Genomic DNA, 14230 nt, shown 5'->3' with positions numbered 1-14230 from the left:
TGAATACAAAACGGATACAAAACGGATACAAAACGGATACAAAACGGATACAAAGCATGACAGCAAAAGCCGGGCATAAAAAAGGGGAACCTAAATCAGGTTCCCCAAGATTACTGCTATCTCATTGGGCATTTAGCAGGGGTATGCCCAATTAGCGAGAATTATTATTGTTGGCGTCTAGTGAGCACCACCGGCGTGAACTTTATCAACACCGTATGTCTTACCTTCGGCGTGACAGGTTGCACAAGACTCGACTGGCAGGTCAGCAGTTGTATCTGGCTTACCATGTACAGTCGCACCATTACTCTCGAAGTGAGCGAGTGCAGAGGCACTGATGTGACATGTACGGCAAGTTTCAGCCACTGGAGAGATGTACTCTGTCGCAGTCACTTGAATTGAACGCTTACCAGAAGTCAAACCACCGTCGGCCGCGAAGAAGGTTGCACCATCTTTGTGACAAGCTTGACAGTCTGTCGCAAGGGCTGGGTAACCAACTGTTTCCAGGTTCTTATCTAGGTAGATACCACCACCGAAAGTACCAGTATGGAAACGGTGAGCAACAGTCATCAGGTCACGGTTGGCGAAGGTTAGGCCTTCAACTGGCGCCATGATTGGGTTGCCGTCGGCGTCTTTTTCACCTGTGTCATATTCAACAGCACCATGGTAAGAACCTGGGTATCTGTTGTTGTGACAATCCATACACTGAGTAAACTCGCTCACACCATGGCGTGGCGCCTTGATATGAGTCAGGTTGCCGTGACAGCTATTACACTTAGCTTCGCTCACAGTGACGCGATCTGCATCGCTCATGCGGGCTTGCATAGGTGCAACGGCTGGGTCGTCCAGGTTGTAGTACTTAACAGGTGCGCTGGCAGATACTTCTGTGTAATCGCCATCTGCACACATTGCAGCCTTACCACCCGCGCCACAGATCATCACTTCTGCAGTCACGTAGATAGAACCAGTCAGACGCGCTGAATCAAAGTTCTTAGTCGTGGTCAGAATGCCACCTGTGATCGCTACACCGTTAACTGGCATACCTAATCCGCGGATTGGCGCACCACCTTGTTCAACATTACCAATCAGCAGACCGGTAGATAGACGTGGCATGTAAGGATCCAGCATAGAGCCATCGGCTGGTGCCGCACCATTGACTGTCACCTTAGTGGTTACTGTCAATGCACTGGTACCGTCGCCGTTGTCAGTCACTGTCACACCTTGGAAATCAAGGACGACTTGTTCCTGCTCAACCGCTCTGTTACCTACCTTATGCACCACTTCTGGGCTCAGATTACCAATGTGACAGTTCATACATTGAGAATCATCAGCCTGTGGTAGCTGGAAGTCAGAGTGACCTTCACCGGTTTCGAAGTTAACGGTTACGTGACAACCTACACAAGCTTCACGGTAAACGTTTTCTTTCCACTGGTTGCCATTGTCGTGACAGGTAGTACATTCATTCAGCTCTGCTGGGAAGTGAACGCCAGCAAACTCTTCTGCATCACCTTTTAACACGCCCCACTCGGCAAGATGACCACCGGCGTGGATGGTGTGGATCATTGCGTTGAAGTTAGGGTTAAAGCCTTTTTCTGGATCGTTCTGATCGGCGGCATAAGCAGGGTTATGACACGCGATACAGTTTTCAACTTTCTGATAGTTATGGTGAGCACCGATGTTAGCAATACGTTTGTCGCCATCATCATAGCCCATCAACTCACTGTGACACTGAATACAGGCAGCGCTTGATACCGAATCTTTCGCCGATACGGCCATCTCACCGGTCGCAGGAATGAAATCGAGCGGAGTAGAGAGTAGTTTGTCGGAAATCGATACGCCAGTTGCGTCGGTCACATCATAGGTACGGATCATGACACGGAACATGCTGTTAGGATCGCCATCGGCTACCACAACAGGTGCGTTACCATCATGTTCCCAAGTACCTGTGTAAGTACCAGGATTTTCAGCATCTTCTACCAAGGTACATGCATCGACTTCGGCGCCGCCACGCGCTGCAGCCTTACCAGTAGGCGTACAGTACATGCTAGAACCAAATTCGTTAGCCAGGGCATTGTTCGACCAGAGCATAGGAGCGCCACTACTAGTGGTGTTAGCCACTTGGTTAGTCACATATAGGGCAACTTTCTCTAGGCCAGTAAACGGAACATCATCTCCTTTACTATTTTTACCCGTCGCGGTGAACTTAATAGAGAAGTCATCAGCTCCTACTACTACGATATCGGCAGGTTGTAGAGTTAGTTTGAAGTCTGCGGCAGTGGCTACAGTATCAACGGTAGATCCCGCTGGTGCACCGGGTGTTCCAGGAGTACCAGGAACACCAGGTTCACCCGGTGCTCCATCTTTACCATCTTCACCATCACTACACGCGCTCACACCAATGGCACAGAAGAGTGCCATGGCTAATAAGGTAATTTTATTTTTTTTCATCGCCATATCCCTTTATAGGTATTTTCTGCTATTGCAGTACCTCAAATATAAGGGAGTGACGATAAATTGTTAGATAATTGAGTCCAAGTTGTGACTGTAATTTAAAGATTCATTAACAGAAATTTCAAAATTTGAAAGCGTAAATTTCAAATTTTGAAATTAACATTTAACGAGTAGCTGTTTGATAAGCTGAATAATTAATTCTCTCTGTTCCAGCGAGTAGCGTCGATACTCGGCCGGATTCTCCAGCAACAGGTATTGAGGCGACATGCTTTCACCGTGAAGTCGCCCCACCTCCTGGTCAGACAGGCGCACCACGCGGATCCCCGGCAGGGCGCCGCAGATCTCGGCCTCAGAGCAAGGCAGGAAAGCCACAGAGTTCATGGTCAGCAGATGGCTGTACCACTCGTCTCGCGAACTGACTCTTTCTATGCTGTCGATGTCGGCACCGTTTTGACGAGCGAACACCTCAAGGGGGTCAATCTTGTCATTAAAGCCCTTGCCATCCAGGCAGAGAAAGCGGTGACGACAGACGGTTTCCAGGGTCAAAGGCTCGCTCTGGGACCAGATGGCATGCTCCTCGTTGGCGGCCAGACAGACACCGCTCAGACAGCCTAACGCCTCGACCGACAGCGGATGCTCATTGCAGGCGTCGAACGTCACTCCCATATCCAGTTCACCGTTATGGATCTGATCGGCTGAGTCGTCGCCCCAGATCACAAACTGTAACTGACTAAAGGCATCTCTGGCGTTGCTGCGGGAAAAAGCCAGAGAGAGGCTGGCCATGATACTCGGGGTAACCGCGACTCTCAGGCGTTCACTGGCCAGCTCGCTGCTCTTTTCGCTGATAGACTGTTCTATTTTCAGGACGGCTTCACAGAACTGACACACGGGCTCGTAGAGAAACTCCGCCATAGGCGTCGGCTTGAGCCCGAGCTGACGACGGTAGAAGAGTTCGTCGTCGAAGGTGGCACGTAACATATTCAAACAGCGGCTAATTTTAGGGGCTGACACATTAAGTTGCTTAGCCGCTATGTTGGCATGTCCGGTTTGAAAAATGACTTTAAACACCATCAAACAAAACACATCGAGTTCGCTGATTTTCTTAAGTGTTTGATTGCTCATCGATACTATTGTTTATATTAGTAATCTAATATTTATAACACATGATTTGCATCAAACGATATAGCCATTAGTCACACATTTGCACTTGGCTTGTTGAACTCAGAAATTAGTGCTAGGTGAAGCGGCAAACCCAAAATCTTGTACTAAGCATGGCTGGCTTTTAGCCGAATATGCTAGCCACCTCCAGTGGCGTCAGCGGACGATACTCCCCTACAGCCAAGGTTTTATCCAGGGTTAGGTTACCCACGGAGAGCCTGTGCAGCGCCATCACCTGATTGCGAAAACGGCCAAACATGCGCTTGATTTGATGGTAGCGCCCCTCATGCAGAGTGACCCTGGCCAGATGGGGTTCGAGGATCTCAAGCAAGGCCGGCTGAGTGGTAATATTCTCAAAAGCAAAGTAAAAGCCCTCGGCAAAGGCCTTCACATAGGCCTGGGTGAGGGGAGCCTTGAGGGTGACCAGATACTGCTTGGCCACCTTATGCTCCGGCGACATGATACGCTTCGACCAGCGGCTGTCGTTGGTAAGTAGCACCAAACCCGAGGTGTTGAGATCCAGCCGCCCGACGATATGCAGCCCCTTGTCCTGATAGTTGGGCAAGAGATCCATCACCGTCTTATGCTCATCGTCCTTGGTCGCGCTCACCACACCAACCGGCTTATGCAGCATGAGATAGATGGGCTGCTCCTGCCTCAGCGCCTGACCATCGAGCATCACTTGAGAGAATTGATCTATCTGACAGTCTGCATCGCGCACCACCTGACCATCGACACTCACCCGGCCCTTTGCCAGGATGAGGCGCACCTGCTTGCGGGGGATCTGACAATGCTGGCTGATAAAACGATCCAGCCTGGCGCGTTTAGCGGACATCTTGTTGTGTCGGTGCGTGAGAGGCGAGCGGCACCAGCTTGTAGGCACAGCGTCTGGCCCCCGCTATGATATGCTCCTCGCGGCTGATGCTCGCCAGTTCGCTAAACAGCTCTTGAAACAGCTGCAGCTCTGAGCGGCAGAAGTTGGCGCAACGACTCGCGGCGGCGCAGATGGGGCAGTGATTTTCCAGCAGCCAAAAGACGCCATCTTGCTCCTCGACCGAGGCGACATACCCCTCCTGGGTCCTGAGCTTGGCCAGCGCGGCTAACTTATCCGCCAGACCCGTCGCTTGCGACAGCGCCTCCTGATACAAACGCCGACTCGCCTGCTCTCGGTGATCGATCAATTGATCCAGCCCCTGGTCACCAAAGACTACCCGCACCGAGTCGATCAGTTGACTGGTGAGATCGTCGTGTCGGTCTGGGAATAGCTTGTAGCTCTTCTCGGTAAGCCCCCAGTAACGGGCGGGACGACCGCGACTCGCCTTTCTGTCTTCGAAACTCAAGATCCCTTCCTCTTCCAAGGCCTGCAGATGTTGCCTAACCCCCATGGTGGTCAACGCAAACAGCTCGGCCAATACCTTGGCGGTACTGGGGCCGTGAATCTTGATATGGTCGATGATCTTGTCGCTGGTCTTCTTACTCACCCGCCGTCTCCTCTGGACTTCTATGGGACCATTATTACCGATCCAAAGATTAAGTAAACTTTTTTATTTATTTTAGTCTTTACAAAATTAAATAAAGCATTTAGTGTATAAAACATTAAATAAATAAAAAGGTTTACATAATGAAACTTCTTATCGTCAGTGCCAGTCAACGTCCAGGTTCTCAAAGTGCCAGAGTCGCCGGCTACCTTAGCGAACATGCTAACCAATTCAGTGAGATACAACATATTGAGCTGTGCCGCTATGACCTGCCCTTCTGGGATGGCGACAGAAACGGCGCAGCGCTTAAGGCGAGCGACTGGCACAAGATAAGCCCGCTGGTAAGACAAGCCGACGCTCTGGTTATGATCACCCCAGAATGGGGCGGCATGGCCTCACCCATGTTGAAAAACTTTCTGCTGCTGTGTGACAACCAGGATACGGCCCACAAGCCCGCCCTCTTGGTCGCGGTTACCAGCGGCATCAGCGGCGCCTACCCGATCGCCGAGTTAAAGATGAATGCCTTGAAGAACAACAAGCTGGTGCCCATTCCCGATCATCTGATCATTCGTAACGTGGAGCAGGTACTGGGAGAGGGTGAGATAGATGCCAGAGAGCAAGGGTTAAGAGCGCGCATCGACTACAGCCTACATATGCTCGGCCAGTATGCAGATGCCCTCGGCGCCATACGCCAGCGCCACAGGGATCAGCCTTACCCCAAACAACAGGAATATGTATACGGCATGTAGTGCCGCCTAAGTGCTCACTCCAAGTCATGCGCCAGCCCCAAGTCATGCGCTAGCCCCAGATAGGCACTAGATTGAGCGTATTAACGGAATAACACCAAGCCAGCAGAGAAGGAATTGCATCATGATCCATTTAGAACACATAAATCTCGTCGTCACCGACATAGAAACGGCTCTTAATTTCTACCGTGCCGCCTTCCCCCATTGGTCGGTACGTGGCGGCGGTCAGGGAACCTGGTATGGCAAGCCACGCAACTGGGTTCACTTCGGCGATGACTATCAATACCTGGCCTTCAACGATGATGGCGAAGGCGAAAACCGCGACTTAAGCGGACACCAGGTAGGCCTGGCTCACTTTGCTTTCGTGACCCAAGACCTCGATGGCGTGATCGCCAGACTCGGTAAGGCGGGCTTCGAGGTGGACAAAGCCGGACAAGAAGATCCCTTCCGCCGCAACGTCTACTTTATCGACCCCAACGGCTATGAAGTGGAGTTTGTGCAGTATCTCAGTGACCTGCCAGAGCAGCGTAACCGCTACGACACTTGATAGCGGCTGCGAAGCATTAGCAAAAATGCGAGGGGATAGGTCTATCTGTCTTTGATATCCGGGCCTATCCCAGATAGACCAGCAGGGTAAACAGCAAGAGATAGAAGAAAAAGCCTGCCATATAGACGGCGTAAAAATCGTTTTTCGCCAGGCGTTTCTCTTGATGAAACAAGGCAGGCCAATACAAGGGCTTCTGCACCCGGCCAAAGGTCACTAGCCCAATCACCACGGCGCCCGTGGTATAGAGAACAAACGAGAGTAAGATCTCCCAGATAAACCAGATAAAGAGTTCGGTGAGACTAGCCGCTAACATGAGTATTACCCCGCCATCTTGCTTAGAAACAACGCAAAACCCGCGCCTGCGAGCAGAAAGATGATCACCATAATGGTGAGCGTCTTGGAGCGTGCCATGGATTGCAGCAGGGCGAAACCCGTGTCCATCTCGGCCAAGTCTTGCAACAAGGAGGAGCTAGCAGGCGTTTTGGCTGTCTTCGTTGTCTTGGTTGTCTCGGCACTTGTATGCACTAGCTTACCTGGCTTAGTCTTTGCCATATTTTCCATAGGCGCCTGAGACTTACGGGTAGAGTCTGGGGAGGTCATCATCAGCTTTCCTTAGCTAAAGGCTTTATTGGACTCTAAAGCCTGGCCGAAGGAAAGTCAGGTTAACTTTTATTCACTTCTTATATTCACTTCTTATTTGTGTCAGGCCAATGCTTAACCAGATCACCACTCTAGCTAGCGCGTCATTGAGCTTATCGATAGGTGAAGACAAAAAATGATTCGGCTAGGCCTGCTCTACCGGCCCCTCGGGTTTGATGAAGAAATGAATTTCGAAACGGGTATCTGGGGTAAGCGGCTTGATGCTGTGCCAATATCCGGGATGAGAAATCGCCGTCTCATTGGCTCCTAGTCGCACCTCGCGATTGACCTCGCCCAACTTATCTAGGTAGCCGAAAAACATCAGCTCGCCCTGGATCACATGGATCTGCTCATACACGCCGGGCCGGGTAAAATGCCTCTCACGGTAGATGGCGGGCATATCCTGCTCGCTAAACACTGGTGTCTTCTTGCACTTCACATATCCCTTAGGCACAAATGACATCTTGAGGCTCCCATTTTCAAGGCCGATTGCCGACGTTCGGAAAGCTAAACTTAGTCTAATTTTGGCTAAAGATCTAAGACAAGCTCACGGCGAGATTGCACTTCATCCACAAGGGATTACACTGTGTCCCAAATTCAGCTATCTCTACTTGTATGACAGCTTCATCTCACTCTCAATCAAACGCTTCGTTTAACTACAGCACCCACTTTACCCTGGACAGAGCCTATTATGCTGAATGCTTCGATGCCTCTGTGACTCAGCCCGCTCCTCGCGTCGAATACACTAAGGCGCTCGGCTTTCTGCTGATTGGCCTGGCGCTACTGTTGACCGGCGTCAACGCCTACGCCTCCTGGTTTATCATCGCCCTCGGCGTATTGGAGGGATTAAGTATCAAGTTTAAGCGCCCCTGGTACCTGACCCGCCAGATGATGAGCAAGGCCGCCGGAAACGAGGCCAGCCTAACCCTGAACGAACAAGGGATCAGCATCGAATCCCTCTACGTTAAACAGCAGCTTAGCTGGGACACTATCGACGACATACAGGAAACCAGCGCAGGCTTCCTGCTGCTGACAGGCGGCCAGAAACACTACCTCTCGAAACGTTTTCTCGATGAAGCCTGCTGCCAGTTTATGCGCGGCAAGGGCGCCAAACAGGGCTAAATTTGCCGCAGTTTTATTAAACTTTGTATAGATTCAGGCAAAAGTGCCTCGCTTTGTTATTATGCAAACAAAATGCGACAATAGCGCACATAACAACAAGCCCTAAGGACGATCTCCGCCCTAAGGCAAACCTGATAATGGAGTAACGATGATCAGTAACCAGAAACTCGCCGCGGCAATCTTGGCCGGTTCGACACTTTTTATTTCGGCTTGTCAGACAACCAATCCTTATACCAACGAGAGCCAGAACGCCAAGGCGACTAACGGCGCCATCATAGGTGCCATCGCCGGTGCCGCTATCGGTGTGGCCTCGTCAAGCAAGAGCGACCGGGGTAAGGGCGCACTTATCGGTGCCGCCTCAGGCGCAGCCGTCGGTGGTGGTATCGGCTATTACATGGACGTGCAGGAAGCCGAGCTACGTAAGCAGCTACAATCGACAGGCGTCAGCGTGACCCGTAACGGTGACAACATCATCCTTAACATGCCAAACGAAGTGACCTTCGGTGTCGATCAATCTGTGCTGAGCAGCCGTGCCAAGAACGTGCTGGACAGCGTCGCCCTGGTCGCCAAGGAATATGACGAAACCATGCTGAATGTCATGGGCTTCACCGACAGCTCAGGCAGCGAGTCATACAACCTGCGTCTGTCTCAGGTACGTGCGGCAGAAGTTGCCAACTACCTGATGTCACGTGAAATCAAGAGCCAACGCATCAGCTCTGTGGGCATGGGTGAGTCTCGTCCAATCGCCGACAACTCGACCCAGCAAGGCCGCGCCCAAAACCGCCGTGTCGAGATCGTGCTAAGCCCAATGCCACAAGGCTAAGCACCAGGTTAACCACCTAATCCTATCGTGTCCCTCGCGCCCTATTGCTTGAGGGACACGCTTTTAAACCCTCTTCCGTAAAAAAGATTCACAAATCGCCTCCCCTAAATTGCCTCCATAGGTCTAGACTTATTCTCAAGGGATAACAAGGATGTGGATGCCATGGCGCCAGCAGGGAATAGCATAGACGACTCGCCGTTTGCGCAGCTTATCTGCGACAAGCAAGGAGTGATCATTGAGGCCAACAACGCCTTGTATGAGCTATTTGAGCTCAACCATGAAGCCGTCGTCAAGCGCCCACTCGAGCAGCTACTCACACTTAATCAGACCGACTCAAGCGACTCACTGCTTGAGGCCATCACTCACGCCTTGGCACTTACCTTAGCAGATAGGCAATCGCTCGATGTGCGTCTTCATCGCCAATCCAGGACGCCTTGGTATCAGCTATTTCCCCAAGCGCTAAGCAATAATCGCTACCTGCTGCTGTTTGTCCCACAGCGTGACGATCCCAACATCACTCAGGGGTACCTCAGACGTTTCGAGGCCTTTCTCTGCTCCGCCGATATCGGCATCTGGCATTATGACTCCGCCACCGGCGAGACACGTTTCTCCAACCGGGTGAAGGAGTTGCTGCAACTTAACCATCACAGCCCCCTGAGCTGGCAGAGTCTACAGCAGATGGTCACGGTGAAAGATCGCCATAAGTTCGACCCCTTTCTCGCCCCCTCGCCCTCGGGGAAACATAAGCTAGCGTTTCGTTTTCGCATCGATTCGAACGATGCCGCCAGGGTGTACGAGCTGTTCGCCGAGCATATCTACCTGGAAAATGGCCACTTTAAGCTGCTTGGCCTTATCAAAGATCAGACAGAGTCCAAGGCGATGCTCGACGCCCTCAACGAGGCCAACGAGTCGAAGAAACTGGCGCTCGAGGCCGGTAACATAGGCAACTGGCGGGCACAGATAGATGAACAGGGGCAGTGGATCTGGCAGTGGGATCAGAGGGCCAACGAGATGTTTTGCCTCAACATCGAAGATATTGGCGTGTTGGAGAAGTGGGCCGAGCGGATCCACCCGGAAGACTTCCCCGCCGTCATGGCCGCGGTGGAAGACTCACTGGCCAACGGCAATCCATTTCATCAGGAGTATCGCGCCATTCTGCCCAACCAGGAGATCATCTACATACTGGCCAAGGGTAAGGTGAGCCAGGGGCAGAACCAACAAAACAGCCGTATCGATGGCATCTGTATCGATCAGACTCCCATCTACCAGGCTCGGCTGGCGCTGCAGGAAAGCTACCGCTCACTCGAGAGCCGGGTAAAGCAGCGCACCACAGAATTGCAGCTCGCCAAGGAGCGGGCCGAAATCGCCAGTCAGGCCAAGAGTGAGTTTCTCTCTATGATCAGCCACGAACTGCGCACCCCGATGAACGCGGTGATCGGCGCACTGGAGCTGCTCTCCCTGGCCGACAAGTCGGGCGAGGAAAGAGATCTTATCGAGACGGCGTCGACCTCGGCCAATAATCTCATCTATATCCTCAACGACATCCTCGACATCAACAAAATAGAGTCGGGTAAGATGCAGCTGGAACAGCAAGACTTCCACCTCGCCGGGGTGATCGCCGACCTGATCAAGAGCTTCTCGCCGGTGGCCAGCCGTCAAGGGTTACGCTTTGCCGTGCAGGAAGCCCTGGAGCTTCCCGACTGGGTCGAAGGGGATATCGTCAAGGTGCGGCAGATCCTCAGCAACCTGCTCAGCAACGCGATGAAATTCACCCACTCCACACAGGAGCAGACCGGCTGTGTGTCGCTGAGCATCACGGTAGGTGAGCAGAATGACATAGTGACCCGAGTACGCTTTACCGTGACAGACAATGGCATAGGCATAGACAAGGCGACCCAGAAACGTCTGTTTACCCCCTTCGTGCAGGCCCAGCGCTCGACCACGCGCAACTATGGCGGCACGGGCCTAGGCCTGGCTATCTGCGGCAAGCTCACCAACCTGATGGGCGGCAGCATCAGCCTTAAAAGCGAACTCGGCCAGGGGGCCCAGTTCTGTGTTGAGCTTCCCTTCTGGCGCGCCCATCACCATGAACAGACCCAGGAGCTTAGCGAACACACCATAGGGGTGGTGAACCTGGGCCAGCCCCAGGCCACACTTGATTGGATAAAACAGTGTCTGACCGACAAGGGGGGCAGGGTCAAATGCTACCAGGCCGAGCAACTGGGTATCGACACCCAGGCTCTGCCTCTGGTGATCATTCTCGCCACTGGCGAGGCTGACGAGCTGCGCTTTCTCGCCAACCAGGCGGCGAGTCCAAAGGGCCACAACAACTGGCTTGTCGCCCTACCCCAACATCAACGCAAGGCGCTGACACAGACTATTCCTCAGATAGACAGCCTGGACAGCTACCTGTTATCCAAGGCCTTGCTGCTTAAGGCAGTGCACAAACGCCTAGACACAGGCCTTGCCATCGACCTCGACGAGATGGAGCTGGATCTCTGCGACCCGCTGACGCTGGAGCCAATGCCAGGGCTTAAGGGAGACGCCGACATACTGGTGGTCGAAGATAACCCGTTAAATCAAAAGCTGATCCTTAAGCAGCTGGACATGCTCGGCTATCGCTGCAACCTCGCCGAAGATGGTCTGGCCGGGGTGCACCTCTGGCAGTCGGCAGACTATAAGCTGATCCTTACCGACTGCCACATGCCCAACCTAGACGGCTATGACATGTCCAAACAGATCCGTCAGATAGAGAACAGTACCCAACGAAAATCTGTGCCCATAGTGGCCATCACAGGAGCCGCCATGGCCACCGAACTCGACGACTGTTACCGCTCGGGCATGAACGACTTTGTCAGTAAACCTGTGCAGCTTAGAGACCTGAAGAAGGTCATCCAGAAATGGTATCGCCATGAAGAATAGTCCCCAGATCCTCAACCCTAAGATCATGCGCGATCTTATCGGCAACGATCCTGCACTCATCGCCCAGTTTAAGCAGGACTTCGTCGCCCAGGCCCGCACCAGCCTGCGCGAGTTGGCCACCCACTACAACAACCGTGAATTTGCCGGCCTCAAGCAGGGGGCGCACTTTCTCAAGACCTCTGCCAAGGCGATCGGCGCCGAAGAGGTTGCCGACAAGCTGCAACAACTGGAATATGCCGCCCTGGGGGAAGATATGCCCCAGTGCAAGCAGCTCATCATCCAGCTCAAAAATGCCCTGCAGTCCCTGATAGAGGTGATCAACTCATGACTCGAAAACCCAGCGTTGCCTGTCGCCACCCCGAAGTGATCATGCTCTATGAGAAGGAGGAGGATATCTCGGGCGCCGCCAATATCATTGCCGAGCAGGTCGACGAATACCGCACCGTGCCCGTGACCCGGCTAGTGGGCGAGCAGATAAAAGAGCATAAGCCCTCGGTGATCCTCTTTGCCATGAGCTCGGTGAAGCTCAGCATAGAACTCTATACCAAACTCCTGAAAAACCAGCAGATCGCCTACAGGCATTACGCCATTGTACTGTGCAAGAACAAGGAGTCTGCCCTCGCCTTTCGCAGCTGCATCAAGGGGGTGTTCGACAACTACTTCGTCTACCTGCCCCTGTATGAGAAGTTTCGCCTGAAGATGATAGTCCACAACGGACTGAGACAGAGCCAGGGGGATGATCACTACGCCGGTCTGGATGACGACCAGCTGGAGCGCATCGATACCAACCTCGCCTCGCTCATCGAGCTCAGTAGCCAGTGTAAGCGCCAGTTACTGGATTCGGTCGACTCCTGCAAGGCGTCAGTCGAACAGTCAACCGAGCAGCTCCCCCATGGCAGTGAGGGCATGAGTCACGACAAGGCGCTGGTCAAGTCGCTGGCCAAACAGCATATCGAGCCCCTGCTGACTCAATTAGAGCTGGAGATCAAAGATGGGCTGGATCTCATCCTGGCGCAGCTCACCAGTCGCCATAGCGAGATCAAAGACATTAAGCAGCAGGTGATCGCCAAACAGCAAGCCAAGATCCCCACCCAGGCCCTAGTCAGCTCGCTGCTGGATGAACAGGAAGCCAAGCCCCCCAAGAAGAAGATCTTGGTGGTGGAGGATAATCAAATCTACCGGGAGATGATCGTCAAGGTGCTGGAGCAAGATGAGTATGATACCGAGCAGGCCTGCGACGGTCTTACGGCCCTCAAGATGATCAAGGGTAACGATTACGCCCTGATCCTGATGGATCTCTACATGCCTCATCTGGATGGCATCAACACCACCAAGCAACTCAAGGCAGATAATGACGGCAAGGATATTCCCGTGGTGGCGCTGACCAGCAACAACAACCGTGAGCTGATCAAACGTTGGGCCCAGGTGGGACTGAAGGGCTATATTCTTAAGCCCTCCAATCGCACCGAGATCCTTCAGGCGGTCAAGACCGCCATCGAATATGGCTAGGCCTTAACCTCACCAATGGGCAGGATCACCCGGCCATACTCCTGGTTAAGCACCTGAGCCATGGCGAAGTAGATGGCGCTGGCGCCGCAGAAGATCCCTTCGAATCCGGCGATCATCCCAATCAACTCGCTACCTGTGAAGTCGCGGGCCGCCAGCAGGAAGAAGAGTATCGTCAAGGAGCCGAACACCACTTGCTTGGCGCGTGGATAACGTAAAGAGCCGACAAACATGAAGGCGGTAAACAGGCCCCAGAGGCTTAAGTACCAGCCCATGAAGTGACTCGGACTGGCAGCGGCGAGGCCAAGCTTAGGCAGCATGATTAGCCCCACTAAGGTCAGCCAGAACAGGCCATAGGAAGTAAATGCCGTAGTGCCGAAGGTATCTCCCCGTTTAAAGCACATCATGCCCACCAACACCTGGCCCAGGCCACCGTAGAAGATCCCCATCGCCAAGATCATGGCATCGATGGCAAAGAAGCCCGCGTTGTGTATGTTCAATAGCACGGTCGTCATACCAAATCCCATCAGACCCAGAGGCGCTGGATTGGCCAATTTTGTCGACATTTAATTCCCCTCGTTATCGCTCGCATGAATGATGCGCCCCTTTGGCGCGGTCAAAATCGCGGCGGATTCTAGAGAAGTCTTAAGGGCATCACAATGCCTGGCCAAATGGCCCAAACGCCATAATTAAAATCGATATAAAACAAGATGATAACTAAAGGCTGTCGAGAAGGGACATTGACAGGCAAGAAAAATCGCTAATGAATTCATTAAGATAAACAAGGACAGCAGACCGCGAGAGACCAATATCGCAAAAAATGAGATTTCAAGAGATTCAT

The 14230-nt window shown here is 52.7% G+C and carries 15 protein-coding genes; 7 read left to right on the top strand and 8 right to left on the bottom strand.

Features of this window, described 5'->3' with window-relative positions:
- Window positions 1–177: 177 nt before the first annotated feature.
- From K0I31_RS04660 to K0I31_RS04645, 4 genes are all read right to left on the bottom strand, one after another.
- Entirely contained in the window at window positions 178–2445 is a 2268-nt protein-coding gene (locus tag K0I31_RS04660; RefSeq protein WP_220080067.1) for an OmcA/MtrC family decaheme c-type cytochrome, read from the bottom strand.
- A gap of 159 nt (window positions 2446–2604) precedes the next feature.
- Entirely contained in the window at window positions 2605–3519 is a 915-nt protein-coding gene (locus tag K0I31_RS04655) for a LysR family transcriptional regulator (protein ID WP_258406632.1), read from the bottom strand.
- A gap of 211 nt (window positions 3520–3730) precedes the next feature.
- Window positions 3731–4441, bottom strand: a complete 711-nt coding sequence (locus K0I31_RS04650) for a pseudouridine synthase (protein ID WP_220080065.1) — start codon at window positions 4439–4441, stop codon at window positions 3731–3733.
- Window positions 4431–5087, bottom strand: a complete 657-nt coding sequence (locus K0I31_RS04645; protein WP_220080064.1) for a helix-turn-helix transcriptional regulator — start codon at window positions 5085–5087, stop codon at window positions 4431–4433. Before K0I31_RS04645 ends, K0I31_RS04650 begins: the two co-directional genes overlap by 11 nt.
- Window positions 5088–5227: 140 nt before the next feature.
- Here K0I31_RS04645 and K0I31_RS04640 point away from each other — a divergent pair, with 140 nt between their 5' ends.
- Window positions 5228–5833, top strand: coding sequence for an NAD(P)H-dependent oxidoreductase (locus K0I31_RS04640; protein ID WP_220080063.1), 606 nt, complete (start codon window positions 5228–5230; stop codon window positions 5831–5833).
- Window positions 5834–5954: 121 nt separating this feature from the next.
- Window positions 5955–6377 carry a VOC family protein gene (locus K0I31_RS04635; RefSeq protein ID WP_220080062.1) on the top strand — a complete coding sequence of 141 codons (423 nt, stop codon included), beginning with the start codon at window positions 5955–5957 and terminating at the stop codon, window positions 6375–6377.
- Between the two features lie 64 nt (window positions 6378–6441).
- On the opposite strand, the gene K0I31_RS04630 is transcribed toward K0I31_RS04635, so the two are convergent.
- From K0I31_RS04630 to K0I31_RS04620, 3 genes are all read right to left on the bottom strand, one after another.
- The gene (locus K0I31_RS04630) at window positions 6442–6690 is read right to left on the bottom strand and encodes a hypothetical protein (RefSeq protein ID WP_011864717.1); all 249 of its coding nucleotides are present in this window, start codon (window positions 6688–6690) and stop codon (window positions 6442–6444) included.
- Between the two features lie 5 nt (window positions 6691–6695).
- Window positions 6696–6980: a hypothetical protein gene (locus tag K0I31_RS04625; protein WP_258406573.1), complete on the bottom strand. Its 285-nt coding sequence runs from the start codon at window positions 6978–6980 to the stop codon at window positions 6696–6698.
- 181 nt (window positions 6981–7161) lie between these two features.
- Complete coding sequence (locus K0I31_RS04620; RefSeq protein ID WP_011864715.1) at window positions 7162–7479, bottom strand: TehB-like domain-containing protein; 318 nt, start codon at window positions 7477–7479, stop codon at window positions 7162–7164.
- A 152-nt stretch (window positions 7480–7631) separates the two neighbouring features.
- On the opposite strand from K0I31_RS04620, the gene K0I31_RS04615 reads away from it, so the two are divergent.
- The 5 genes from K0I31_RS04615 (at window position 7632) to K0I31_RS04595 (ending at window position 13392) form a co-directional block, all read left to right on the top strand.
- Window positions 7632–8138, top strand: a complete 507-nt coding sequence (locus K0I31_RS04615; RefSeq protein ID WP_220080061.1) for a YcxB family protein — start codon at window positions 7632–7634, stop codon at window positions 8136–8138.
- Between the two features lie 148 nt (window positions 8139–8286).
- Window positions 8287–8961 (top strand): YiaD family glycine zipper/OmpA-like lipoprotein, encoded by a 675-nt coding sequence (locus tag K0I31_RS04610; RefSeq protein WP_220080060.1) that lies wholly within the window; start codon window positions 8287–8289, stop codon window positions 8959–8961.
- Between the two features lie 162 nt (window positions 8962–9123).
- Complete coding sequence (locus K0I31_RS04605) at window positions 9124–11883, top strand: ATP-binding protein (RefSeq protein ID WP_220080059.1); 2760 nt, start codon at window positions 9124–9126, stop codon at window positions 11881–11883.
- A complete protein-coding gene (locus K0I31_RS04600; RefSeq protein ID WP_220073255.1) occupies window positions 11873–12211 on the top strand; it encodes an Hpt domain-containing protein in 339 nt (112 codons plus the stop codon). Before K0I31_RS04605 ends, K0I31_RS04600 begins: the two co-directional genes overlap by 11 nt.
- Window positions 12208–13392: a response regulator gene (locus K0I31_RS04595; RefSeq protein WP_011864710.1), complete on the top strand. Its 1185-nt coding sequence runs from the start codon at window positions 12208–12210 to the stop codon at window positions 13390–13392. The genes K0I31_RS04600 and K0I31_RS04595 overlap by 4 nt, the downstream gene beginning before the upstream one ends.
- Here the strand turns inward: K0I31_RS04595 and K0I31_RS04590 are convergent.
- Window positions 13389–13955, bottom strand: coding sequence for an acetate uptake transporter (locus K0I31_RS04590; protein ID WP_011864709.1), 567 nt, complete (start codon window positions 13953–13955; stop codon window positions 13389–13391). The genes K0I31_RS04595 and K0I31_RS04590 overlap by 4 nt on opposite strands.
- Window positions 13956–14230: the final 275 nt, after the last annotated feature.

The organism is Shewanella spartinae, from assembly GCF_019457555.1.
Lineage (GTDB): Bacteria > Pseudomonadota > Gammaproteobacteria > Enterobacterales > Shewanellaceae > Shewanella > Shewanella loihica.
Note: the sequence above shows the minus strand (reverse complement) of the source record. Positions and strands in the feature narration are given on the sequence as shown.

Coding starts and splice junctions, on each gene's coding strand:
- K0I31_RS04660 (WP_220080067.1), bottom strand. CDS start 2,445: ATGAAAAAAAATAAAATTACCTTATTAGCCATGGCACTCTTCTGTGCC.
- K0I31_RS04655 (WP_258406632.1), bottom strand. CDS start 3,519: ATGGTGTTTAAAGTCATTTTTCAAACCGGACATGCCAACATAGCGGCT.
- K0I31_RS04650 (WP_220080065.1), bottom strand. CDS start 4,441: ATGTCCGCTAAACGCGCCAGGCTGGATCGTTTTATCAGCCAGCATTGT.
- K0I31_RS04640 (WP_220080063.1), top strand. CDS start 5,228: ATGAAACTTCTTATCGTCAGTGCCAGTCAACGTCCAGGTTCTCAAAGT.
- K0I31_RS04635 (WP_220080062.1), top strand. CDS start 5,955: ATGATCCATTTAGAACACATAAATCTCGTCGTCACCGACATAGAAACG.
- K0I31_RS04630 (WP_011864717.1), bottom strand. CDS start 6,690: ATGTTAGCGGCTAGTCTCACCGAACTCTTTATCTGGTTTATCTGGGAG.
- K0I31_RS04625 (WP_258406573.1), bottom strand. CDS start 6,980: ATGATGACCTCCCCAGACTCTACCCGTAAGTCTCAGGCGCCTATGGAA.
- K0I31_RS04620 (WP_011864715.1), bottom strand. CDS start 7,479: ATGTCATTTGTGCCTAAGGGATATGTGAAGTGCAAGAAGACACCAGTG.
- K0I31_RS04615 (WP_220080061.1), top strand. CDS start 7,632: ATGACAGCTTCATCTCACTCTCAATCAAACGCTTCGTTTAACTACAGC.
- K0I31_RS04610 (WP_220080060.1), top strand. CDS start 8,287: ATGATCAGTAACCAGAAACTCGCCGCGGCAATCTTGGCCGGTTCGACA.
- K0I31_RS04605 (WP_220080059.1), top strand. CDS start 9,124: ATGGCGCCAGCAGGGAATAGCATAGACGACTCGCCGTTTGCGCAGCTT.
- K0I31_RS04600 (WP_220073255.1), top strand. CDS start 11,873: ATGAAGAATAGTCCCCAGATCCTCAACCCTAAGATCATGCGCGATCTT.
- K0I31_RS04595 (WP_011864710.1), top strand. CDS start 12,208: ATGACTCGAAAACCCAGCGTTGCCTGTCGCCACCCCGAAGTGATCATG.
- K0I31_RS04590 (WP_011864709.1), bottom strand. CDS start 13,955: ATGTCGACAAAATTGGCCAATCCAGCGCCTCTGGGTCTGATGGGATTT.